This is a genomic window from Streptomyces sp. NPDC004561, from assembly GCF_053602155.1.
Map to the genome: position 1 here is coordinate 1 of NZ_JBSGDB010000112.1, position 21,380 is coordinate 21,380.

General features: G+C 72.0%; 19 protein-coding genes, 3 tRNA genes and 1 pseudogene. 10 read left to right on the forward strand and 13 right to left on the reverse strand.

The window, feature by feature from the left end; genetic code table 11:
- On the reverse strand, nt 1–743 hold a 743-nt coding region (locus ACWEN3_RS17100; RefSeq protein WP_452971169.1), incomplete at its 3' end, for a hypothetical protein.
- A gap of 199 nt (nt 744–942) precedes the next feature.
- Between ACWEN3_RS17100 and ACWEN3_RS17105 the strand changes: the two genes are divergently transcribed.
- Nucleotides 943–2,049, forward strand: a complete 1,107-nt coding sequence (locus ACWEN3_RS17105) for a Leu/Phe/Val dehydrogenase (protein ID WP_452971172.1) — start codon at nt 943–945, stop codon at nt 2,047–2,049.
- Nucleotides 2,050–2,339: 290 nt separating this feature from the next.
- Nucleotides 2,340–2,591 (forward strand): DUF3073 domain-containing protein, encoded by a 252-nt coding sequence (locus ACWEN3_RS17110; RefSeq protein WP_153540080.1) that lies wholly within the window; start codon nt 2,340–2,342, stop codon nt 2,589–2,591.
- 83 nt (nt 2,592–2,674) lie between these two features.
- Here ACWEN3_RS17110 and purM read toward each other — a convergent pair whose 3' ends face one another.
- The 7 genes from purM to purS form a co-directional block, all read right to left on the reverse strand.
- Nucleotides 2,675–3,748, reverse strand: coding sequence for a phosphoribosylformylglycinamidine cyclo-ligase (purM, locus tag ACWEN3_RS17115; protein ID WP_452971176.1), 1,074 nt, complete (start codon nt 3,746–3,748; stop codon nt 2,675–2,677).
- Between the two features lie 34 nt (nt 3,749–3,782).
- Entirely contained in the window at nt 3,783–5,312 is a 1,530-nt protein-coding gene (gene purF, locus ACWEN3_RS17120) for an amidophosphoribosyltransferase (RefSeq protein ID WP_452971179.1), read from the reverse strand.
- 201 nt (nt 5,313–5,513) lie between these two features.
- Nucleotides 5,514–5,969: an META domain-containing protein gene (locus tag ACWEN3_RS17125; protein WP_452971181.1), complete on the reverse strand. Its 456-nt coding sequence runs from the start codon at nt 5,967–5,969 to the stop codon at nt 5,514–5,516.
- Nucleotides 5,970–6,004: 35 nt separating this feature from the next.
- Nucleotides 6,005–6,802, reverse strand: coding sequence for a sterol carrier family protein (locus ACWEN3_RS17130; RefSeq protein ID WP_452971184.1), 798 nt, complete (start codon nt 6,800–6,802; stop codon nt 6,005–6,007).
- Between the two features lie 163 nt (nt 6,803–6,965).
- A complete protein-coding gene (gene purL / locus ACWEN3_RS17135; protein WP_452971186.1) occupies nt 6,966–9,224 on the reverse strand; it encodes a phosphoribosylformylglycinamidine synthase subunit PurL in 2,259 nt (752 codons plus the stop codon).
- Nucleotides 9,221–9,901, reverse strand: a complete 681-nt coding sequence (gene purQ / locus ACWEN3_RS17140; protein ID WP_452971189.1) for a phosphoribosylformylglycinamidine synthase subunit PurQ — start codon at nt 9,899–9,901, stop codon at nt 9,221–9,223. Before purQ ends, purL begins: the two co-directional genes overlap by 4 nt.
- Nucleotides 9,898–10,170 carry a phosphoribosylformylglycinamidine synthase subunit PurS gene (purS, locus tag ACWEN3_RS17145; RefSeq protein ID WP_452971192.1) on the reverse strand — a complete coding sequence of 91 codons (273 nt, stop codon included), beginning with the start codon at nt 10,168–10,170 and terminating at the stop codon, nt 9,898–9,900. The genes purQ and purS overlap by 4 nt, the downstream gene beginning before the upstream one ends.
- Nucleotides 10,171–10,479: 309 nt before the next feature.
- Here purS and ACWEN3_RS17150 point away from each other — a divergent pair, with 309 nt between their 5' ends.
- The 8 genes from ACWEN3_RS17150 to ACWEN3_RS17185 all read left to right on the forward strand — a co-directional run bounded on the left by ACWEN3_RS17150 (nt 10,480) and on the right by ACWEN3_RS17185 (nt 15,005).
- A complete protein-coding gene (locus ACWEN3_RS17150; protein ID WP_031164632.1) occupies nt 10,480–10,797 on the forward strand; it encodes a histone-like nucleoid-structuring protein Lsr2 in 318 nt (105 codons plus the stop codon).
- A 167-nt stretch (nt 10,798–10,964) separates the two neighbouring features.
- Nucleotides 10,965–11,036, forward strand: a tRNA-Gly gene (locus tag ACWEN3_RS17155).
- Between the two features lie 80 nt (nt 11,037–11,116).
- A tRNA-Gly gene (locus ACWEN3_RS17160) sits at nt 11,117–11,189 on the forward strand.
- A 127-nt stretch (nt 11,190–11,316) separates the two neighbouring features.
- The gene (locus ACWEN3_RS17165) at nt 11,317–12,255 is read left to right on the forward strand and encodes an ABC transporter ATP-binding protein (protein WP_452971195.1); all 939 of its coding nucleotides are present in this window, start codon (nt 11,317–11,319) and stop codon (nt 12,253–12,255) included.
- Nucleotides 12,252–13,040: an ABC transporter permease gene (locus ACWEN3_RS17170; RefSeq protein WP_452971198.1), complete on the forward strand. Its 789-nt coding sequence runs from the start codon at nt 12,252–12,254 to the stop codon at nt 13,038–13,040. The genes ACWEN3_RS17165 and ACWEN3_RS17170 overlap by 4 nt, the downstream gene beginning before the upstream one ends.
- A gap of 31 nt (nt 13,041–13,071) precedes the next feature.
- Nucleotides 13,072–14,295: a sensor histidine kinase gene (locus tag ACWEN3_RS17175; protein ID WP_452971200.1), complete on the forward strand. Its 1,224-nt coding sequence runs from the start codon at nt 13,072–13,074 to the stop codon at nt 14,293–14,295.
- The gene (locus tag ACWEN3_RS17180) at nt 14,292–14,906 is read left to right on the forward strand and encodes a response regulator (protein ID WP_452971203.1); all 615 of its coding nucleotides are present in this window, start codon (nt 14,292–14,294) and stop codon (nt 14,904–14,906) included. Before ACWEN3_RS17175 ends, ACWEN3_RS17180 begins: the two co-directional genes overlap by 4 nt.
- A gap of 23 nt (nt 14,907–14,929) precedes the next feature.
- Nucleotides 14,930–15,005: transfer RNA gene (locus ACWEN3_RS17185), tRNA-Gly, on the forward strand.
- 67 nt (nt 15,006–15,072) lie between these two features.
- On the opposite strand, the gene ACWEN3_RS17190 is transcribed toward ACWEN3_RS17185, so the two are convergent.
- The 5 genes and pseudogenes from ACWEN3_RS17190 to ACWEN3_RS17210 form a co-directional block, all read right to left on the reverse strand.
- A complete protein-coding gene (locus ACWEN3_RS17190; RefSeq protein ID WP_452971206.1) occupies nt 15,073–15,972 on the reverse strand; it encodes a phosphoribosylaminoimidazolesuccinocarboxamide synthase in 900 nt (299 codons plus the stop codon).
- A 92-nt stretch (nt 15,973–16,064) separates the two neighbouring features.
- Nucleotides 16,065–17,561, reverse strand: coding sequence for a N,N-dimethylformamidase beta subunit family domain-containing protein (locus ACWEN3_RS17195; protein ID WP_452971209.1), 1,497 nt, complete (start codon nt 17,559–17,561; stop codon nt 16,065–16,067).
- 211 nt (nt 17,562–17,772) lie between these two features.
- Nucleotides 17,773–19,515, reverse strand: coding sequence for a hypothetical protein (locus ACWEN3_RS17200; RefSeq protein WP_452971210.1), 1,743 nt, complete (start codon nt 19,513–19,515; stop codon nt 17,773–17,775).
- Between the two features lie 262 nt (nt 19,516–19,777).
- Entirely contained in the window at nt 19,778–21,031 is a 1,254-nt protein-coding gene (purD, locus tag ACWEN3_RS17205) for a phosphoribosylamine--glycine ligase (protein WP_452971213.1), read from the reverse strand.
- Nucleotides 21,032–21,144: 113 nt separating this feature from the next.
- Nucleotides 21,145–21,380, reverse strand: a pseudogene (locus ACWEN3_RS17210) (hypothetical protein); the annotation flags it as partial.

Genomic DNA, 21,380 nt, shown 5'->3' on the forward strand with positions numbered 1-21,380 from the left:
ATCCCGGCGGCCACGTCCGCCGCCGAGTGGTCGCCCTCCAGCTCACCGGCCGGCACCACGTGCACCAGGCCGCCGTAGTCCAGCTCCACCAGCGAGCGCGGATGGAACTCCTCGAGCCAGCGGCCGACGTCCACCAGGCCGTCGATCAGCGGCCCTTCCTCGACCGTGTCCCTCAGGGTGCGCAGCGCCCGCGCAACCCGGCGCCGGGCCTGGACCATGGGCGTGCGGTACCGCAGCGCCGGGGGCACCTCGGCGGTCCCCTTGTCGTACCGGCGCTCCTCGTCCGAGACCAGGACGAACCAGTTCAGCGGCACCTGCCAGGTCGACGTGCGGATCCACGGGCGGGCGTCGGGGTTGCGGGCGAGCCAGCGCTCGTAGTCCTGGGCCGCCTGCCGGCGCACCACCGGGGGCAGCACGGCGTCCAGCACCGGCGGCGGCAGCTCCCCGGCGAGGTCGTCCAGCGCCTGCCAGCCGCGCAGCCGGGTCCGCCAGGGGCACACGCAGGTCACCCCGTCGACCTCAAGCACGAAGGCGTCGCTGCTCTCGTGCACCGGTACCGCGACCGGCGGGGTGGGCAGCAAGTCGGCCAGGGAGCGGCGCAGTTCGTCCTGGTACGAGGGTCGCTCGGGGCGGCGGGCGTAGCGTGCCCAGTGGCCGCGCTCCGGCTCCGGGAAGGCGCCCAGCGGCTCGTACACGCGCAGGTACGCGGCATAGGGGACGACCACGGAGGACACCTTCGGCACGCCTGCTCCCTCCCCATCGGACCCGGCTCGAAACACTGCAAATCGTGCCACGGTCATGCGTGCGCGGACGCCACGGGAGAGTGATCCTGAACACTGCGCGGATGGTGGTCGTACCGAGGCTCTACGCTCATGCCACGGCACCCCGCCACCCGCACGGGGTCCGTCCCCACTCGCCGCTACTTACACAGGAGTCACCACAGTGACCGACGTAACCGGCGCGCCTGCTGATGTCCTGAACACCCTGTTCCACTCGGACCAGGGCGGCCATGAACAGGTCGTGCTCTGCCAGGACCGCGCCACCGGCCTCAAGGCCGTGATCGCCATCCACTCCACCGCCCTGGGCCCCGCCCTCGGCGGAACGCGCTTCTACCCGTACGCCACCGAGGCCGAGGCCGTCGCCGACGCCCTCAACCTCGCGCGCGGGATGTCGTACAAGAACGCCATGGCCGGTCTGGACCACGGCGGCGGCAAGGCCGTGATCATCGGCGACCCGGAGCGCGACAAGACCGAGGAACTGCTGCTCGCCTACGGGCGCATGGTGGCCTCCCTCGGCGGCCGCTACGTGACCGCCTGCGACGTCGGCACCTATGTCGCCGACATGGACGTCGTGGCCCGAGAGTGCCGCTGGACCACCGGCCGCTCCCCCGAGAACGGGGGCGCCGGCGACTCCTCCGTGCTCACCTCCTTCGGCGTCTACCAGGGCATGCGCGCCTCCGCCCAGCACCTGTGGGGCGACCCCTCGCTGCGCGGCCGCAAGGTCGGCGTCGCGGGCGTCGGCAAGGTCGGCCACCACCTGGTCCGGCACCTGCTGGACGAGGGCGCCGAGGTCGTCGTCACCGACGTGCGCGCGGACGCCGTCCAGCGGATCCTCGACGCCCACCCCGAAGGCGTCACGGCCGTCGCCGACACCGATGCGCTGATCCGGGTCGAGGGGCTGGACATCTACGCCCCCTGCGCCCTCGGCGGCGCCCTGAACGACGACACCGTGCCGGCGCTCACCGCCAAGGTGGTGTGCGGCGCCGCCAACAACCAGCTCGCCCACCCGGGCGTGGAGAAGGACCTCGCCGACCGCGGGATCCTCTACGCGCCGGACTACGTGGTGAACGCGGGCGGGGTCATCCAGGTGGCCGACGAGCTGCACGGGTTCGACTTCGACCGGTGCAAGGCCAAGGCGGCGAAGATCTTCGACACCACGCTGGCCATATTCGCACGTGCGAAGGAAGACGGCATTCCTCCGGCCGCCGCGGCCGACCGGATCGCCGAGCAGCGGATGGCCGAGGCACGCGCGAGCCACACCGCGCAGTGACCCTGTCGCACACGTGAGCGGTACCCGTCGGCGGGAACTTGGAGAGAACTCTCACTTCCACCGGCGGGTCGTTCCCCGAGAAGTGGTTAAAATCGGCACTGACCAGCGAGGACGGGGCGCCTCGAAGGTCCTGGGCAGACGCGCGTGCTGCGGGCGACGTACCGTATGGGCGCGGGCTCAGGTACCGTGGAAGCCCTACGGACCGGCCTCTCCGCGGAGGGTCCGTTCCGGATCATGAACGCGTGTCAGACTCTGGGGCCGTCGAGCCCCGTCACCGAGGGGGTCGAGCCATGGGGCGCGGCCGGGCCAAGGCCAAGCAGACAAAGGTCGCCCGCCAGCTGAAGTACAACAGCGGTGGGACTGACCTGTCACGTCTGGCCAGTGAACTGGGCGCATCGACTTCGAGCCAGCCGCCGAACGGCGAGCCGTTCGAGGACGATGAGAACGACGAGGACGATCTTTACTCTCGGTACGCCGACCTCTATGAGGACGACGACGAGGACGAGGACGAGGGTCCCTCACAGCACCGTCGCGGCGCTTGACCCAGTACTGAGCACCCGCCCGGTCGGTGGCACTGCCACCGACCGGGTTCTGTGCTATCCGCAGGTTCGGCTCGCGGCGCCTGCTAGATCGAGTACGTACCGACCAGCTCGGCGCCGGTCTCCTTGTCGCCGCGGTCGGTGATCTCGCCGGCCACCCATGCGTCGACACCGCGGTCGGCCAGCGTGGCCAGGGCCACGTCGGTGGACTCCTCGGGGACGATCGCCATCATGCCGACGCCCATGTTGAGGGTCTTCTCCAGCTCCAGGCGCTCCACGTTCCCGGTGCGGCCGACCAGCTCGAAGATCGCGCCGGGGGTCCAGGTGGCGCGGTCGACCACGGCGTGCAGGCCGTCCGGGATCACCCGGGCCAGGTTGGCGGCGAGCCCGCCGCCGGTGATGTGCGAGAACGCGTGCACATCGGTGGTGCGGGTCAGCGCCAGGCAGTCCAGCGAGTAGATCTTCGTGGGCTCCAGCAGCTCCTCGCCGAGGGTGCGGCCCAGCTCGGCGACCTCCGACTCCAGGGCCAGGCCCGCGGTGTTCAGCAGGACGTGGCGGACCAGGGAGTACCCGTTGGAGTGAAGCCCGGAGGCCGCCATGGCGATCACGGTGTCACCCTTGCGGATACGATCCGCGCCGAGCAGCCGGTCGGCCTCCACGACACCCGTGCCGGCACCGGCGACGTCGAAGTCGTCCTCGCCCAGCAGACCGGGGTGCTCGGCCGTCTCACCGCCCACCAGGGCGCAGCCTGCCAGCACACAGCCCTCGGCGATGCCCTTGACGATGGCGGCGACCCGCTCGGGGTGGACCTTGCCGACGCAGATGTAGTCCGTCATGAACAGCGGCTCGGCACCGCACACCACGATGTCGTCCATGACCATGGCGACCAGGTCGTGGCCGATGCTGTCGTAGACGCCCATGCGGCGGGCGATGTCCACCTTGGTGCCGACGCCGTCCGTGGCGGAGGCGAGCAGCGGGCGCTCGTAGCGCTTGAGGGCGGAGGCGTCGAAGAGCCCGGCGAAGCCGCCGAGGCCGCCGAGGACCTCGGGGCGCTGGGTCTTCTTCACCCACTCCTTCATCAGCTCGACGGCATGGTCGCCCGCCTCGATGTCGACTCCGGCAGCCGCGTAGGAAGCACCGGTGGAACGGCTCTCAGACATTGCCTGGGATCTTTCGGGTTGGTTTCTACGGGGCTTACGGGCGACGGATCGCGTCGGCCGCGGCCGTGGCGGCGGGACCGGCCGCCAGCTCGGTCTCCAGCAGCTGCTTGCCGAGCAGCTCCGGGTCCGGCAGCTCCATCGGGTACTCGCCGTCGAAGCAGGCGCGGCACAGGTTCGGCTTGGCGATCGTGGTCGCCTCGATCATGCCGTCGATGGAGATGTAGGAGAGGGAGTCGGCGCCGAGGCTGGTGCCGATCTCCTCGATCGTCATGCCGTTGGCGATCAGCTCGGCGCGGGTGGCGAAGTCGATGCCGAAGAAGCAGGGCCACTTCACGGGCGGCGAGGAGATCCGGATGTGGACCTCGGCCGCGCCGGCCTCGCGGAGCATGCGGACCAGGGCCCGCTGGGTGTTGCCGCGCACGATCGAGTCGTCCACGACGACCAGGCGCTTGCCCTTGATGACTTCCTTCAGCGGGTTCAGCTTCAGGCGGATGCCCAGCTGGCGGATGGTCTGCGAGGGCTGGATGAAGGTCCGGCCGACGTAGGCGTTCTTCACCAGGCCGCTGCCGAAGGGGATGCCGGAGGCCTCGGCGTAGCCGATGGCGGCCGGGGTGCCCGACTCCGGGGTCGCTATGACCAGATCGGCGTCGACGGGGGCTTCCTTGGCGAGCCGGCGGCCCATCTCCACACGGGACAGGTACACGTTCCGGCCGGCGATGTCGGTGTCCGGGCGGGCCAGGTACACATACTCGAAGACACAGCCCTTGGGCTTCGCTTCCGCGAATCGGGAGCTGCGCAGACCGTTCTCGTCGATGGCGACGAACTCGCCCGGCTCGATCTCGCGCACGAAGCTCGCGCCGCAGATGTCGAGGGCGGCGGACTCGGAGGCGACCACCCAGCCGCGCTCCAGGCGGCCGAGGACCAGCGGGCGGATGCCCTGCGGGTCGCGGCCGGCGTAGAGGGTGTTCTCGTCCATGAAGACGAGGGAGAAGGCGCCCTGCACCTTCGGGAGGACCGTGTGGGCGGCCTCCTCGATGGTCAGCGGCTTGCCGTCCTCGTCGACCTGGGCGGCCAGCAGCGCCGTCAGCAGGTCGGTGTCGTTGGTGGCCGCGACGCGGGTGGAGCGGCTGTTGTTGTCGTTCGGGAGTTCGGCGACCATCGCGGCGAGCTGCGCCGTGTTGACCAGGTTGCCGTTGTGGCCGAGCGCGATCGAACCGTGCGCGGTGGCGCGGAACGTCGGCTGGGCGTTCTCCCACACGGAGGCGCCGGTGGTCGAGTAGCGGGCGTGTCCGACCGCGATATGACCCTGGAGCGAACCGAGCGAGGTCTCGTCGAAGACCTGGGAGACCAGGCCCATGTCCTTGAAGACGAGGATCTGGGAGCCGTTGCTGACCGCGATTCCCGCGGATTCCTGACCCCGGTGCTGGAGGGCGTAGAGCCCGAAGTACGTGAGCTTTGCGACCTCTTCACCCGGAGCCCAGACACCGAAGACGCCGCAAGCGTCCTGGGGGCCTTTTTCGCCGGGAAGCAGATCGTGATTGAGTCGACCGTCACCACGTGGCACGGCACCGAGTGTAGGCGAGGTCGACCACTGGTCCGAATTGGGGATGGGCGGACCTGACAGGCCGGGCGGTCGTGATCACCTTGTCGGTTTCTTGGTTTCCGCAGTTCAGCGCGGTTTCGTGATGGTGTGGACGGTCGTCTCACGCAGGGCGGGGGCCGTTCCGCGGGCCGTTCGCCGTATGCATGAGTGAGGTGTCGCACATCATTCGGACGTGGCACGGGTGAGGTTCACGCGTTCGCCGTGACTCGTGGTGAGCGTGAGTTTCCCGTGCTCGCTCGTGCCGGTGAGCGTCTGGCCGCCGAGCGCCCGGGCGAGGAGGCGCTCGAAGGCCATCCGGGCGCTGTCGCAGGCCATCCTGGTCGTGCGCAGGGCGCCGAAGGTGACGCGGTCGCCGGCCACGGTGGCCCGGGCGCTGAAGGTGTTGCAGCCGAGGTTGCCCGCCGCCCCGCCCTCCGTGTCGATCCGCAGGCGGGCGACGGCGGGGGCGGGGTGGGTCGTGCCGTCGGCGGTGACGCTCACGACCCGCCACTCGACGCCGGTCACCGGTTCGTTGACGGCCACCGCACCACTCTCCGCCATGCCGCTGCCGCAGGCCACCGTGAGGGGGACGAGCAGGGCGGCCGCCGCCAGGTTCCTGTGCTGCTTGTACCGTTTCATGGTGATTCGACGGCGGAGCGGGGCTGCTGGTTCCGCTACGCCAGCAACGGCAGCAGCGCGTCGAGGTCCGCGCGCTCCCCGCTGGCGCTCACCTTGGCCTCCGCCAGGGCGTCCGCCCAGGCCAGCCGCCCGGTGGCGAGCCGTACCCAGGTCAGCGGGTCGGTCTCCACGACGTTGGGCGGGGTGCCCCGGGTGTGCCGGGGACCCTCGACGCACTGCACGACGGCGTACGGCGGCACGCGCACCTCGGTGGAGCCGCCGGGCGCCTTCACGGCGAGGGCGTCGGCGAGCAACCGGGTGGCGGCGGCCAGGGCCTGCCGGTCGTACGGCACAGCGAGTCCCGGCACCGCGGCGTTGAGGTCGTCGGTATGGACGACGAGTTCGACCGTACGGGTGACCAGGTAGTCGTCCAGGGGCATCGCGCCCGCACCGGTGTCCAGCAGACGGCTGCCGGGGTGCTCGGCGAGGAGGGCCCGCAGGCCGGCGCCGGTGTCGGCGAGGTACGCGTCGAGGTCGGGGTGGGCGGCGGCGAGTTCGCGGGTGAAGCCGGCGATGTCGCCGGCGCGCCGGACGGTGGAGAACGCCCACTCGGCCACGGTGACGTCCTGCCTGGGCGGGGCCGGCAGGTCCAGGGCGCGCCGCACGGCGGTGAGCGCCATGCCGATGTGGGCGACCAGCTCGCGCACGGTCCAGTCGCCGAGCCGGGTGGGCAGGGCGAACTGCTCGCCGGTGAGGCCGTGTACGGCTTCCCGGACGTTGTCGAGCTGGGCGAGGACCGCGGCACGGGTCCTGGCGGGGTCGTACCTGCGGGCGCGCTTCTTGGCCGGTGGCATGGCGGTGAGCCTATGCCGTGCCCACGCCCTCCTCCCGGCACGCGGTTCCCCGCACCCGGGCGCCCCGCGCCCCATGGGCCGGCTCGCCCTTCCGGGTGATTCGCCGGATGGCGGCGAGGGGTCCGCCCGGGAGTTCCGGGCGGGCCCCTCGCCGTACGCGCCGTCAGGCGAGCAGGGCCGGGATCGTGCCCTCGTGGGCCTCGCGGAGTTCCGCCAGGGGCAGCTCGAACTCGCCCTGGAGCTCCACCGATTCGCCGTCCACGACGCCGACGCGGGTGACCGGGAGGCCGCGCGCGCCGCACATGTCGTTGAAGCGGACCTCCTCGGAGCGCGGCACGGCGACGATCGCGCGGCCGGCCGACTCGGAGAAGAGGAAGGTGAAGGCGTCCAGACCGTCCGGGACGACCAGCCGCGCGCCCTTGCCGCCGAGCAGCGCGGACTCCACGACCGCCTGGATCAGGCCGCCGTCGGACAGGTCGTGCGCGGAGTCGATCATCCCGTCGCGGGAGGCGGAGATCAGGATCTCGCCCAGCAGCCGCTCGCGCTCCAGGTCCACGGCCGGGGGCATGCCGCCGAGGTGGTCGTGGATCACCTGGGACCAGGCCGAACCGCCGAACTCCTCGCGGGTGTCGCCGAGGAGGTAGAGCAGCTGGCCCTCCTCCTGGAAGGCGACCGGGGTGCGGCGGGCCACGTCGTCGATGACACCGAGGACCGCGACGACCGGGGTCGGGTGGATCGCCGCCTCGCCCGTCTGGTTGTAGAGCGAGACGTTGCCGCCGGTCACCGGGGTGCCGAGCTGCAGGCAGCCGTCCGCCAGACCGCGCACGGCCTCCGCGAACTGCCACATCACCGCCGGGTCCTCCGGCGAGCCGAAGTTCAGGCAGTCGGAGACCGCGAGGGGCTTGGCGCCGGTGGTGGCGACGTTGCGGTACGCCTCCGCCAGCGCCAGCTGCGCGCCCGTGTACGGGTCCAGCTTGGCGTAGCGGCCGTTGCCGTCGGTCGCGATCGCGACGCCGAGCCCGGTCTCCTCGTCCACGCGGATCATGCCGGAGTCCTCCGGCTGCGCGAGGACGGTGTTGCCCTGCACGAAGTGGTCGTACTGGGACGTGATCCACTTCTTGGAGGCCTGGTTCGGAGAGGCCACCAGCCTGCGGACCTGGTCCTTCAGCTCCTCGCCCGACGCGGGCCGCGGCAGCTTGCCGGCGTCGTCGGCCTGGAGCGCGTCCTGCCAGTCGGGGCGGGCGTACGGGCGCTCGTAGACCGGGCCCTCGTGCGCGACCGTGCGCGGGTCGACGTCGACGATCTTGCCGCCGTGCCAGTAGATCTCCAGGCGGTCGCCGTCGGTCACCTCGCCGATGACGGTGGCGATGACGTCCCACTTGGCGCAGATCTCCAGGAACCGGTCGACCTTCTCCGGCTCCACCACGGCGCACATGCGCTCCTGCGACTCGCTCATGAGGATCTCCTCGGGCGAGAGCGTCGAGTCGCGCAGGGGCACGTCGTCCAGCGTCACGCGCATGCCGCCGGAGCCGTTGGAGGCCAGCTCGCTGGTCGCGCAGGACAGGCCGGCCGCGCCCAGGTCCTGGATGCCGACGACCAGCTTCTCCCTGAACGCCTCCAGGGTGCACTCGATGAGCAGCTTCTCCTGGAAGGGGTCGCCGACCTGGACGGCGGGACGCTTCGACGGCTTGGCGTCGTCGAAGGTCTCGGAGGCGAGGATCGAGGCGCCGCCGATGCCGTCACCACCGGTCCGGGCGCCGTACAGGACGACCTTGTTGCCCGCGCCGGAGGCCTTGGCGAGGTGGATGTCCTCGTGCCGCATCACGCCGATGGCGCCCGCGTTGACCAGCGGGTTGCCCTGGTAGCAGGAGTCGAAGACGACCTCGCCGCCGATGTTGGGCAGGCCCAGGCAGTTGCCGTAGCCGCCGATGCCGGCGACGACGCCGGGCAGCACGCGCTTGGTGTCGGGGTGGTCGGCCGCGCCGAAGCGCAGCGGGTCCACGACCGCGACCGGGCGGGCGCCCATCGCGATGATGTCGCGGACGATGCCGCCGACGCCCGTGGCCGCGCCCTGGTAGGGCTCGACGTAGGAGGGGTGGTTGTGCGACTCGACCTTGAAGGTGACCGCGTAGCCCTGGCCGACGTCCACCACGCCCGCGTTCTCGCCGATGCCGACGAGCAGGGCGTCCGACTGGGGCGCCTTCTCGCCGAACTGGCGCAGATGGACCTTGGAGGACTTGTACGAGCAGTGCTCGGACCACATGACCGAGTACATGGCGAGTTCGGCGCCGGTCGGGCGGCGGCCGAGGATCTCCACCACCCGCTCGTACTCGTCCTTCTTCAGGCCGAGTTCGGCCCAGGGCAGCTCGACGTCGGGGGTCGCGGCCGCGTGCTCGACCGTGTCCAGAGGCGTCCGGCTCATGCGTTGACCAGCTTCTTGAGGATCGAGGTGAAGAACGGGAGTCCGTCGGTGCGGCCGGTGCCGATCAGCGGCTCGACGGCGTGCTCCGGGTGCGGCATGAGGCCGACGACGTTCCCGGCCTCGTTGGTGATGCCGGCGATGTCCCGCAGCGAGCCGTTGGGGTTGAAGCCCAGGTAACGGAAGACCACGCGGCCCTCCGCCTCCAGCTTGTCGAGCGTGTACTCGTCGGCGACGTACCGGCCGTCCATGTTCTTCAGCGGGATGTGGATCTCCTGGCCGCGGCGGTAGTCGCCGGTCCAGGAGGTCTCCGCGTTCTCCACCCGCAGCTTTTGGTCGCGGCAGATGAAGTGGAGGTGGTTGTTGCCGAGCATCGCGCCCGGGAGGAGGTGCGCCTCGGTGAGGACCTGGAAGCCGTTGCAGATACCGAGGACCGGAAGGCCGGCCTTCGCCTGCTCGATCAGAGACTCCATCACCGGCGAGAACCGGGAGATGGCACCGGCGCGCAGATAGTCGCCGTAGGAGAAACCGCCGGGAAGGACCACGGCGTCGACCTGCTTGAGGTCCTTGTCCTTGTGCCACAGGGCGACCGGCTCGGCGCCCGCGAGGCGGATCGCGCGTTGCGTGTCCCGGTCGTCGAGACTGCCCGGGAAAGTGACGACGCCAATACGAGCGGTCACTTCGCGGCCTCCGCGACTTCCGCCGCCTCTTCCACCTTGACGGTGAAGTCCTCGATCACGGTGTTGGCAAGGAAGGATTCCGCAAGATCGTGGATGCGGGCGAGCGCGGCGTCGTCAACCGGCCCGTCAACTTCCAGTTCGAAACGCTTTCCCTGACGTACGTCCGAGATCCCCTCGAAACCCAGGCGCGGCAGCGCACGCTGGACCGCCTGGCCCTGGGGGTCGAGGATCTCCGGCTTGAGCATGACGTCGACTACGACGCGTGCCACTGGCACTCCCGGTGTGTGGTGCTGAGCAGGTTCCTTCAGACTACCCGCACAAAATTTCTACGCGGGTAGAGTTGTAGGAAACTACGTGAGGCGCATCACGATCGGGTGTCGAAGCCCTGCCACCGTGAAAAGTTCTGGGAAAGTTCGACAGGCCGCCCGCCACGCCTATTGTGCTCGGACACGCGGACGGATTTAGTCGGGCTTCACTTTGCATTGCCGGGCACTGTACAAATGAATTGGCAATAGCCGATACTCGGCACGTCATCGCCGTGAGCTGTATCGACGTGCCGCACGAAGGGACCGATATTCGTGGCGCAAAAGGTCGTGGTCACTCTCTTTGACGACATCGACGGCTCGGAAGCGGCGGAAACGATCGCCTTCGGACTCGACGGCAAGTCGTACGAGATCGACCTGAACGAAACCAACGCCAAAAAACTGCGCAAGGCGCTCGCGCCGTACGTCGAGGCCGGCCGCAAGAGGTCGCGGTCCGGCAAGGCGTACAAGCAGACGGAGGTCGCCCCCGACCCGGCGGCCGTCCGCGCCTGGGCACAGGCCAACAAGATGGACGTCCCCGCCCGAGGACGCATCCCGAAGAAGGTCTACGAGGCGTTCAGCGCCGCGCAGTGAAGCCCGCGAAGGGGCAGCCCTCAGGGTCCGTCAGCGGGCCCTGAGGGCTGTGCACTTGGCCGCGCCGGGGGCCGTGGGGAGAGTCGACTTGCGCTACCCCCCCGTTGATCAGCTAATGTCTGGGACACGCCGAGGGGCGAGGCCGAAGGCCGAATCCCGAGGATCATGCGGGTGTAGTTCAGTAGTAGAACATCCCCCTTCCAGGGGGAAGGCGCAGTGTGCGATTCCTGTCACCCGCTCTGCACCGCCGACACGACCACTGTTGTGGATCAGGTAGGCTGGTGCTCGCACCGATCGGTGGGAGCCGGTCGGGGGCAGTGCGGACGTAGCTCAGTTGGTAGAGCGCAACCTTGCCAAGGTTGAGGTCGCGAGTTCGAGCCTCGTCGTCCGCTCGGGAAAGAGACCCCGGTCCATTGGACCGGGGTCTCTTCATTGCCCAAGATCCGCTCTGACATTTGTCATGCCGGGTGATGACACCGCGCACTGCTGCTCCGCCCCCGCCGCCGGGACGCTGAGGGCATGGACATCGACGAACACGAGCACGTGATCGAGGTCACCGACCTCAGGCGTGTCTACGGGGGCGGGTTCGAGGCCGTACGCGGGATCACCTTCTCCGTGGCGCGCGGCGAGATCTTCGCCCTGCTGGGCACCAACGGCGCCGGCAAGACCTCCACGGTGGAACTGCTGGAGGGCCTCGCCGCCCCGGCCGCCGGCCGGGTCCGGGTCCTCGGCCACGACCCCTTCCGCGAGCGGGCCGCCGTACGTCCCCGCACCGGCGTCATGCTCCAGGAGGGCGGCTTCCCCTCCGAGCTGACGGTCGGCGAGACCGCCCGCATGTGGGCCGGCTGCACCAGCGGGGCGCGGCCGGAGGCGGAGGCACTGGCGCTGGTCGGGCTCTCGGACAGACGGGAGGTCCGGGTCAAGCAGCTGTCCGGCGGCGAACGGCGCCGCCTCGACCTGGCGCTCGCCCTGCTCGGCGAACCCGAGGTGCTGTTCCTCGACGAGCCGACGACCGGCCTGGACGCCGAAGGCCGCCGGGACACCTGGCAGTTGGTGCGCGCGCTGCGCGACGCCGGCACCACCGTGCTGCTCACCACGCACTATCTGGAGGAGGCCGAGGGCCTCGCCGACCGGCTCGCCATCCTGCACGAGGGCCGCATCGCCGTCGCCGGCACCCCGGCCGAGGTCACCGCGGGGCGGCCCTCGCGGATGTCCTTCGAACTGCCCGCCGGCTACTTCCTCGGCGACCTGCCGCCACTCGCGGACCTCGGCGTCTGCGGGCACGAGACGGACGGAAGGACCGTGCGGCTGAGCACGACACAGCTCCAGCGCACCGCGACCCGGGTGCTGGCCTGGGCGGAGGCGGCCGGCGTCGAACTGCGCGGCCTCGACGCGCGCTCCGCCTCGCTGGAGGAGGCGTTCCTCGGGATCGCGCGGGAGCGGGAGGTGGCGGCATGAGCGGCGTGACCCTCGCGGGCGCCACGCCCGCGCTGCGCCGGCTGCGGGCGCTGGGACGGGCCGAACTCGCCCTGCTCGGCCGCAACCGCGGTGTCGTCCTCACCGCGCTGGTCGTGCCGCTCGCCCTGCCGTTCAGCGTGCGGCCGGCCCTCGACCAGCTGGATCTGAAGCGGCACGGGCTGAGCATCGGCACCACCCTGCTGACGGCCGCGGTCGGCTTCTCGTTCCTCTTCGCGGTGTACACGTCCCTGGTGAACGCCTACGTCGCCCGCCGCGAGGAACTCGTCCTCAAGCGCCTGCGCACCGGCGAACTCGGCGACGCGGAGATCCTCGTCGGCACCGCCCTGCCCGCGGCCGGCATCGGACTCGCCCAGGCGCTGCTCCTGTGCGCCGGATGCGCGGCCCTGCTGCACACCGGGGCGCCCCGGGCGCCGTACCTGATCCTGCCCGCGCTGGCCGCCGGTCTCGTGGTCAGCGCGGCGCTCGCCGCGCTCACCGCGTCCTTCACCAGAAGTGTGGAGAGCAGTCAGGTCACCACGCTGCCGCTGATGTTCGTGTCGATGATCGGCTCCGGGATCACCTTCCCGGTGGAGCTCCTGCCGAAGAGGCTGGCCGACGTCTGCCAACTGCTCCCGCTGTCCCCGGCCATCCGGCTCTTCCGCGGGGCCTGGACGGGCCGGCTGAGCGGGTACGAGACCCTGGGCGCCCTATCGATCGCCCTGGCCTGGGCGGTCGTCGCGGTGTTTGCTGTACGGCGGCGGTTCCGGTGGGAGCCGCGGCAGTGAGCGGGCGGGACCTGACCGGGGGGACACGGCGATGAGCGGGCCGCGCGGCTGGTGGCGGCGCAAGAGCACACCGGCGAAGGTGGAGACGTACACGCGGTGGTCGTTCCACTTCTTCGCGCTCGTGGAGATCACCTCGATCGGGCTCCCGGCCGTCGGGCAGGTGTCGCACCGGCTCGCCGGCTGGCTGGTCGCCCTGGTCGCCGCGCACGCGGTGGTGTGCGCGTTCACCGCCTCACGGGCCCTGGACTGGACCCGCGGCCGCCGCGGCCAGCCGGTGCGGGTCCTGTGGGTGCTCGGCGCCCTCACCTTCGCGCTCGGGGTGGCCGCGCTCGCGCTGTACCGGCACGACCCCACCGGCAGGGGCGCCGGGGCCGCCGCCGGCACCGTCTTCGGCGGCATCCTGTCCTTCGGCGGAGGCACGCTGACCCTCGGCGTGCGCAACCGGCTGCGCATGTTCGCCGTCGTCGCCGGCTTCGCGTGCGGCGCGGGACTGGTGTCGTTCCCGCTCGGCGTGAGCGGGCCCGGGGCACTGGCCGGCGCGATACTGGTGTTCCTCGCCGCCGGTTTCCTCGCCTTCACCGGTGTCTTCTCCGTGTGGCTGCTCGACGCCGTCTACGAACTCGACGGGGCCCGCGAGACCCGGGCCCGGCTCGCCGTCGCCGAGGAGCGGCTGCGGTTCGGGCGGGATCTGCACGACGTGCTGGGGCGGAACCTGTCCGTGATCTCCCTCAAGAGCGAGCTGGCGGTGCAACTGGCCCGGCGCGGACGGCCCGAGGCCGTGGAACAGATGATCGAGGTGCAGCGCATCGCGCAGGAGTCCCAGCGCGAGGTACGGGCCGTCGTACGCGGCTACCGGGAGGCCGATCTGGGCGCCGAACTCACCGGTGCGCAAGGCGTGCTGGCGGCCGCCGGCATCGACTGCGAGGTCGACGCGGAGGCCACCGGGCTGCCCGGGCGGGTGCAGTCCGCGCTCGGCTGGGTGGTGCGTGAGGCGACCACCAACGTGCTGCGGCACGGGGACGCGGGCCGGTGCGAGGTGGGGCTGCGGGTGCGAGAGGGGTATGTGGTGCTGACGGTGGAGAACGACGGCGCCGGGGCGCCGGGCGGTGCCGGCGGCACGGGGCTCGCCGGGCTGCGGGAGCGGCTCGCCGCCGTGGGCGGCACGTTGGAGGCGGGACTCGTGGACGGTGGCCCGGACCGCTTCCGGGTGGTGGCCCAGGTGCCGCTGACGACGGTAGAAGGAGTCACGCCGTGAGCTCTCCGGTACGGCTGCTGCTCGCCGACGACGAGCATCTGATCCGCGGCGCGCTGGCCGCGCTGCTCTCCCTGGAGGACGACCTGCTCGTGGTCGCCGAGGCGGCCAGTGGGCCGGAGGCGCTGGCGATGGCACGGGCCCACGAACCCGACGTGGCCGTGCTGGATCTCCAGATGCCCGGCGCCGACGGTGTGAAGGTCGCCACATCGCTGCGTGCCGAACTGCCCGGCTGCCGGGTGCTGATCGTCACCGGGCACGGGCGCCCCGGGCATCTGAAACGGGCGCTCGCGGCCGGTGTGCGCGGATTCGTCCCGAAGACCGTCAGCGCCCAGCGGCTCGCCGAGATCATCCGGACCGTGCACGCCGGAAACCGATACGTGGATCCGGAGTTGGCCGCCGACGCGATCTCCGCCGGGGACTCCCCGCTGACCGCGCGGGAGTCCGAGGTGCTGGAGCTGGCCGCCGACGGGGCGCCGGTCGCGGAGATCGCCGAGCGGGCCGCGCTGTCCCCGGGGACCGTGCGGAACTACCTCTCCTCGGCCGTCACGAAACTCGGCGCCGAGAACCGTCATACGGCAGTGCGTCTCGCACGGGAGCGAGGTTGGGTATAGTTGCTCTCGCGCCACGGCGCAACGCGGACGTAGCTCAGTTGGTAGAGCGCAACCTTGCCAAGGTTGAGGTCGCGAGTTCGAGCCTCGTCGTCCGCTCCACGGAGAAGGCCCCCGGTCACCGGGGGCCTTTCGCGTTGCCCCCGACGCTCGCCGGGGGCCCGCGCGGTCAGTGCCAGGCGACACCCGTCAGCCGCTCGTACGCCTCCACGTACTTCTGCCGGGTCGCGGCCACGACCTTCTCGGGCAGCGGCGGCGGGGGCTGCTCGCTCTTCCGGTCCCAGCCGGACTCGGCGGAGGTCAGCCAGTCGCGGACGAACTGCTTGTCGTACGACGGCTGCGCGCGGCCCGGCTGCCACTCGTCGGCCGGCCAGAAGCGGGAGGAGTCCGGGGTGAGGACCTCGTCGGCGAGGACCAGACCGTCGCCGTCGAAGCCGAACTCGAACTTGGTGTCGGCCAGGATGATCCCCCGGTCGCGGGCGATGTCCCGGCCCCGGGAGTACACGGCCAGCGTGGCCTGGCGCAGCTGGGCGGCGGTCTCGGCGCCGACCTGGCGGGCGACCTCCTCGTAGGAGACGTTCTCGTCGTGCTCGCCGACCTCGGCCTTGGTGGCCGGGGTGAAGATCGGCGCGGGCAGCTCGGAGCCGTCGACGAGGCCCTCGGGGAGGGCGAGGCCGCAGACGGTCCGGGACTCGTCGTACTCCAGCAGCCCCGAGCCGGTGAGGTAGCCGCGGGCCACGCACTCGACCGGGACCATCTTCAGCGACCTGCAGACGAGCGTGCGGCCCGCCCATTCGGCGGGGGCGCCCTCGGGCAGCTCGGTGCTGATCACATGGTTGGGGGCCAGGTCGCGCAGCTGGTCGAACCACCACAGGGAGAGCTGGGTGAGGATGCGGCCCTTGTCGGGGATCTCCGTGGGCAGCACCCAGTCGTAGGCGGACATGCGGTCGCTGGCGACCATCACGAGGTCGCCCGCCTCGTTCTGGTACAGCTCGCGCACCTTTCCGGTGTGCAGGTGCACCAGGCCCGGAACCTGGATCGGCTCGGGCTTTTCTACGAATCCGGACACGGTTCCTCCCCGTGGTTCTGTCCAAGTGCCTCGATTCTCCCTTATGGGGGTGATCGGTTTCGGCCAGGGGGTGCGCCGCGGCCCGTCGGCGGTCAGTCGCGTTTGCAGATACGGTCCAGCAGATTCGCCGTGGCGCGCTGGACACGGGGGTCCACATGGCCGGGGCGGTCCAGGGCCGGGGACCAGGCGAAGGTGCCGGAGGCGAACACCCAGGCGCCGGAGGGGGCCCGGTACAGGGAGGTCTCCTGGTGGCGCGGGACGCCGTCGCCGTCGGTGTAGGGGGAGTGGGCGAGCAGGACGCGCTCCTCGTGCTCGGGCAGCGGGGTGCGCGGGAAGTACCGGTCGGCCTCGCCCGCGACCATGCCCTCGATCTCGTCGCCCTCGTGCGCGCCGGTGGCCTCCCACAGCCAGTGGCCGGCGTTGCGGACGATCAGCGGGTGCGGCTCGGGTACGCGGCCCGCGTACTGGATGCCGATCAGCTGCTGCTCGGGCCGGTCGATCTCCCGCCACAGCACCGGCTTTCCGGGGCCCCTGCGCTTGCGGCAGGTCAGCAGCCGGTCCGGGACGCCGGACGGGGAGGGGCCCAGCTCCACCTGCCAGTACATGGTGTTGGCGGACAGGAAGACCAGTGAGGTGCCGCGGTCGCGGGCCTGCTCGACCGTGCGGCGCATCGGCACGGTCCAGTACTCGTCGTGGCCGGGGAAGACCAGGCCCCGGTAGCGGGCCGGGTCCACACGGCCGGCGTGCAGATCGCGGGCGTCGGCGTAGGCGATGTCGTAGCCGTAGCGCTCGGCCCAGCGGATGAAGTCGTAGGCGTGCCCGACGTGCAGCGGCAGGCCCGCGCCCGCGTACGGGCGGTCGAACGACACCGTGGTCGCCGCGTCCCCCTCGCCGAGCAGCCGGCCCCGCTCGTCCCAGGCGTGGTAGAGGCTGGCGCCGGTGCGGCCGTCCTCCGGGTACAGGTTGTACGCCTGCCAGGTGATGTCGGGCAGCAGCAGGAGCAGATCGGCGGGGCGGTCGTCGCGGACCGTGAACGGCACATGGGAGCGGTAGCCGTCGGCGGTGGTCAGGACGGCCACATAGGCGCCGATGTCCCAGGTGGCGGGCACCTGGAGCCGCCAGGACAGCCACCAGTGGTGACAGGAGACGGTGCGGTCGGCGGTCAGCGGCCGGGGCTGGACGATGCCGGAGAGCCGGGGGCTGTTGGTGATCTTGGCGGCGCCGTCCCCGGCGTAGTGGCCGATCCGGTAGATGTCGACGCCGAACTCCTGCGGCGGGTCGACCGTGACGTGGAAGTCGATCGCCGAGCCGGGCGCGACCGCGCCGGTGGAGGTGAAGCCCTTGATCTGCCGGTGCACGTCGTCGGCCGAGCGGGGGCCGCCGGAGGAGGCGCGCGGCGCGGGGACGCGCGCGGCTCCCGTGGTGTGCTGCGGGGCGCCGGCGTCGACGTACCAGGGCACGACGTGACCGGTGTCGTCGAAGTAGGTCTCACTGCCGCGCAGCCAGGGCACCGGGCCCTGACCGAAGGGGTCCGTGACGGCGTGCGCGAGTGCTCCGGACTCCCAGCGGCGGATGTGGTCCGAGGCCATGGTCGCTCCCCTCCCTCGATACCCCCGTGTCGTCCTGTCTCGGTGGTGCTCGCCGTGCTCGATGTGCTCCTGGCGCGTCGCGGTGGTCGGCCGTGCTGTCGTATGTCGTACGCCCTTGCCAGGTGCGTGGTCGCTCCCAGCACATCACATAACGCACGGGCTCGGTCACTACTCGTTGCGAATTGACCTGAAGTGGAAGACACAGCTCCCGTTAGACGAGCCGGACCGGCTTCTCCGGGCGTATGCCGGAGGCGGCCAGCCAGTCACGCAGCGGGCCCGGGTCCCCTTCCTCGATCAGGCTCAGCACCTTGGGCGTCAGATCGGCCGCCCTCTCACCGTGCAGCAGCAGCGACGGGCCGTCCAGCCAGTCCAGGCCGGGGACCCCGCCCGCGGTGTCGACGGCCGCGCAGCACACCATGGCCGTGACGTGGTCGGCGAGCAGTTCACGGGCGGTGCGCGGGGGCTGCAGGGGGACCAGCGGAAGTCCGCCGTCGTCCCACAGGGCGCCGGCCGGGCTCTGCCCGGCCGCGGTGGCGCCCCTCGGCACGGCGGCCTCCTCCCTGGCCAGTTCCGCGCTCAGTCCGGCGGCCAGGGCGGCGCTGCGCTCGGTGCCGGGGTCGGCGTCCTCGTCCTCGTAGACCGGCCCGGCCCGGTGCGCCAGGGGGCCGGCCGGCTCGGTGAGGTGGTCCAGGACACGGGCCAGGGTGGGGGCGCCGGAGGCGGGGGCCGCGGGGTTCGGGGCGGGGCGGACGCCGAGGGAGTCGAGGACGCGGTGCAGGCGGGCCGCGTTCGCACGCCAGGTGCGGTCCACGACCTCCTCCGGATACGCCTGCCAGTCCACCGGCGCCCAGTCGGGGCCGCACTCCGCGGGGCCGCCGTGGAAGAGGCGGGCGGCGAGCAGCGAGGCCGCCTCGTCCACCGCGCCGGGCTCCTCCAGCAGGTCGCAGGCGGGGCGCTCGCCGAGGCGGGAGGCGAAGCCCTCGGCGAGGCGGTCGCGCCGGGACAGCTCGGTGAGGGCGGCCACCACGCCCGCGTCCAGCCGGGAGGGCCAGCGGCCCATGCGCCAGGCGGGCAGGGCGACCCGGGTCAGCAGCCGGTCCCAGCCCGCGTAGGCGAGGCCGACCTGCTCCTGGGCGACGATCCGCAGGCCGTAGTCCACCCCCTGCGCGCGCTCGGCCGCCGCCGCGGCGACCCCGCGCTCCATCTGCGCCGCGTGCTCCCGGCAGCCGCGCAGCAGCAGCCTGGCCACCCATCCGAGGGCCGCGCACACCCCGCGGGTCAGCGGGCAGCGGCCGGGGGTGGCGGCGACCGCCACCGTCGCGTCCAGCCCGCGCACGAAGCGGCGGGCGGCGGCTATGTCCGGGTGCGCCGAGGGGCCCGTACCGGCGATGACCGGGGCGAGGACCGCGCGCAGCTCACCGACCCGCATCCACCACAGGAAGGGGGAGCCGATGACGAGGACCGGTGCGACGGGGGTGCGGCGGTGGGCGCGGGGGCCGGGACCCGCCAGCTCGTCGGGCGCGGGGCGCGGGGGCGGGCCGTGGGCCGAATGGGTGCGGTCCTCCAGCCAGCTGTCGCAGTCCGGGGTGAGCGCTATCGCCGAGGGCGCCGGCACGTCCAGGCGGTCGGCGAGGTCGCGCACCATCCGGTACAGGTCCGGGGCGGACCCCTCCGGGACCGGCACCGTGGGACTGACGGCGGGGCGGGCCCGGGCGACGACCAGCGCCATCCCGGCGGCGGCCAGCAGCACCAGCACGGCGAGCACGCCCACCGCCCAGCGGGCGGCGTCCCAGCCCGGACCGACGAGGTGGCCGGTGGAACCCCCGGCCAGCAGGATCACCGCGGCGGCCGCGGGCAGCACGGCCACGCCCAGTGCCCGGCCCCGGACCCGCAACACCCCGAGGGCCCGGGAGCGCGCGGCCTGCGCGCCCGCTTCCACTCCGATTCCGGTCACGTGCCGACCTCACCCCCTCCCTGCCGATGGCGGCCTGTCCTGGTGCTGCTCACTCCCCCACTGTGGCACCCACCACTGACAACGCAATGCCGGTGGGCCAAGTGCCGGAACGCTTGCGCGGCACCATAGTTGGGGCCCTGGCCCACGTCAGCCGGATGGACGATTGCTCACCCGATGGAATGGCTTTGGTCATAGCTGGGTGACAGAAAGCAAAGATCAGGCCCCGGATGAGGGTCCGGGGCCTGGGGGGTGTGCGGGCAGGTCAGGCGCCTGCGGCCGCCTTCGCCGCGATGTCCGTGCGGTGCTGCGAGCCGTCGAGCCGGATCCGCCCCACCGCCCGGTACGCCCGCTCGCGCGCCTCGGTCAGGTCCTCGCCGGTGGCCGTGACGGACAGCACGCGTCCGCCCGCGCTGACGACCGCCTCGCCGTCCCGCCGGGTCCCGGCGTGCAGCACGTAGGCGTGCGGGGCGTCCTCGGCGGCCACCTCGTCCAGACCGGTGATCGGGTCGCCGGTGCGCGGGGCGCCGGGGTAGTTGTGCGAGGCGACGACGACGGTGACGGCCGCCTCCTCGCTCCAGCGCAGGGGCGGCAGGTCCGCGAGGTTGCCGGTGGCGGCGGCCATCAGGAGACCGGCCAGCGGAGTACTCAGACGGGCCAGCACGACCTGGGTCTCGGGGTCGCCGAAGCGGGCGTTGAACTCGATGACCCGCACCCCGCGGCCGGTGATCGCCAGACCGGCGTAGAGCAGGCCGGAGAACGGGGCGCCGCGACGCCGCAGCTCGTCCACCGTCGGCTGCAGCACGGTCTGGAGCACCTCGTCGACCAGCTTGGGGTCGGCCCAGGGCAGCGGCGAGTAGGCGCCCATGCCACCGGTGTTCGGACCCTCGTCGCCGTCGAGGGCCCGCTTGAAGTCCTGCGCGGGCTGCAGCGGGACGACGGTCTCGCCGTCGGTGACGGCGAACAGGGACACCTCGGGCCCGTCGAGGAACTCCTCGATCACCACGCGCTCGCACGCGGCCGCGTGCGCCTTGGCGACCTCCAGGTCGGAGGTGACGACGACGCCCTTGCCGGCGGCCAGTCCGTCGTCCTTGACGACGTAGGGGGCGCCGAAGGCGTCGAGGGCCTCGGCGGCCTCCTCGGCGGTGGCGCAGACGTACGACCGGGCGGTCGGCACCCCGGCCGCGGCCATGACGTCCTTGGCGAAGGCCTTGGACCCCTCCAGCCGGGCGGCCTGCCCGGACGGGCCGAACACCGGGATGCCCGCCGCGCGGACGGCGTCGGCCACCCCGGCGACCAGCGGGGCCTCCGGGCCGACGACGACCAGCTCGGCGCCGAGGCCGGTGGCCAGCGCGGCCACCGCCGTGCCGTCGAGCGCGTCGACCGGGTGCAGCTCGGCCACCTCGGCGATGCCGGCGTTGCCGGGGGCGCAGTGCAGCGCGGTGACGTCGGGATCGAGGGACAGGGAGCGGCACAGGGCGTGTTCGCGGGCGCCGCTGCCGATGACGAGGACCTTCACGGGGGTCAGCCTACTGGCAAGGTCGCCGAAGGCCGGGGCCCGGGGAAGCTGTGCGTTCCTACCAATGGCACCGGAAGGGCCTCTCGCCCGGGCACATGGGAGGGCGGCCCTCCCTACTCGTTCGAGAACTCCTCCACCACGGTCGCCCCCAGCTCCCGCACGATCAGTTCGTGGCCGGACAGGGCCGACTCGTCCAGGTCGGGGTCGTCGTCCTCGGGGATGTCGTCCTCGGGAGCGACGGGGGGCGGCTCGGGGGGCCTGCGCACCTTCACGCTGAAGGAGTTCACCCGGCTCGTCCGGGCGATAGACCCGGCCACGCTGCCTCCCCTGGAGGACGGTGTGGTCACGC

Coding starts and splice junctions, on each gene's coding strand:
- ACWEN3_RS17110 (WP_153540080.1), top strand. CDS start 2,340: ATGGGGCGCGGCCGGGCCAAGGCCAAGCAGACAAAGGTCGCCCGCCAG.
- purM (WP_452971176.1), bottom strand. CDS start 3,748: ATGTCTGAGAGCCGTTCCACCGGTGCTTCCTACGCGGCTGCCGGAGTC.
- ACWEN3_RS17125 (WP_452971181.1), bottom strand. CDS start 5,969: ATGAAACGGTACAAGCAGCACAGGAACCTGGCGGCGGCCGCCCTGCTC.
- ACWEN3_RS17130 (WP_452971184.1), bottom strand. CDS start 6,802: ATGCCACCGGCCAAGAAGCGCGCCCGCAGGTACGACCCCGCCAGGACC.
- purL (WP_452971186.1), bottom strand. CDS start 9,224: ATGAGCCGGACGCCTCTGGACACGGTCGAGCACGCGGCCGCGACCCCC.
- ACWEN3_RS17165 (WP_452971195.1), top strand. CDS start 11,317: ATGGACATCGACGAACACGAGCACGTGATCGAGGTCACCGACCTCAGG.
- ACWEN3_RS17170 (WP_452971198.1), top strand. CDS start 12,252: ATGAGCGGCGTGACCCTCGCGGGCGCCACGCCCGCGCTGCGCCGGCTG.
- ACWEN3_RS17175 (WP_452971200.1), top strand. CDS start 13,072: ATGAGCGGGCCGCGCGGCTGGTGGCGGCGCAAGAGCACACCGGCGAAG.
- ACWEN3_RS17195 (WP_452971209.1), bottom strand. CDS start 17,561: ATGGCCTCGGACCACATCCGCCGCTGGGAGTCCGGAGCACTCGCGCAC.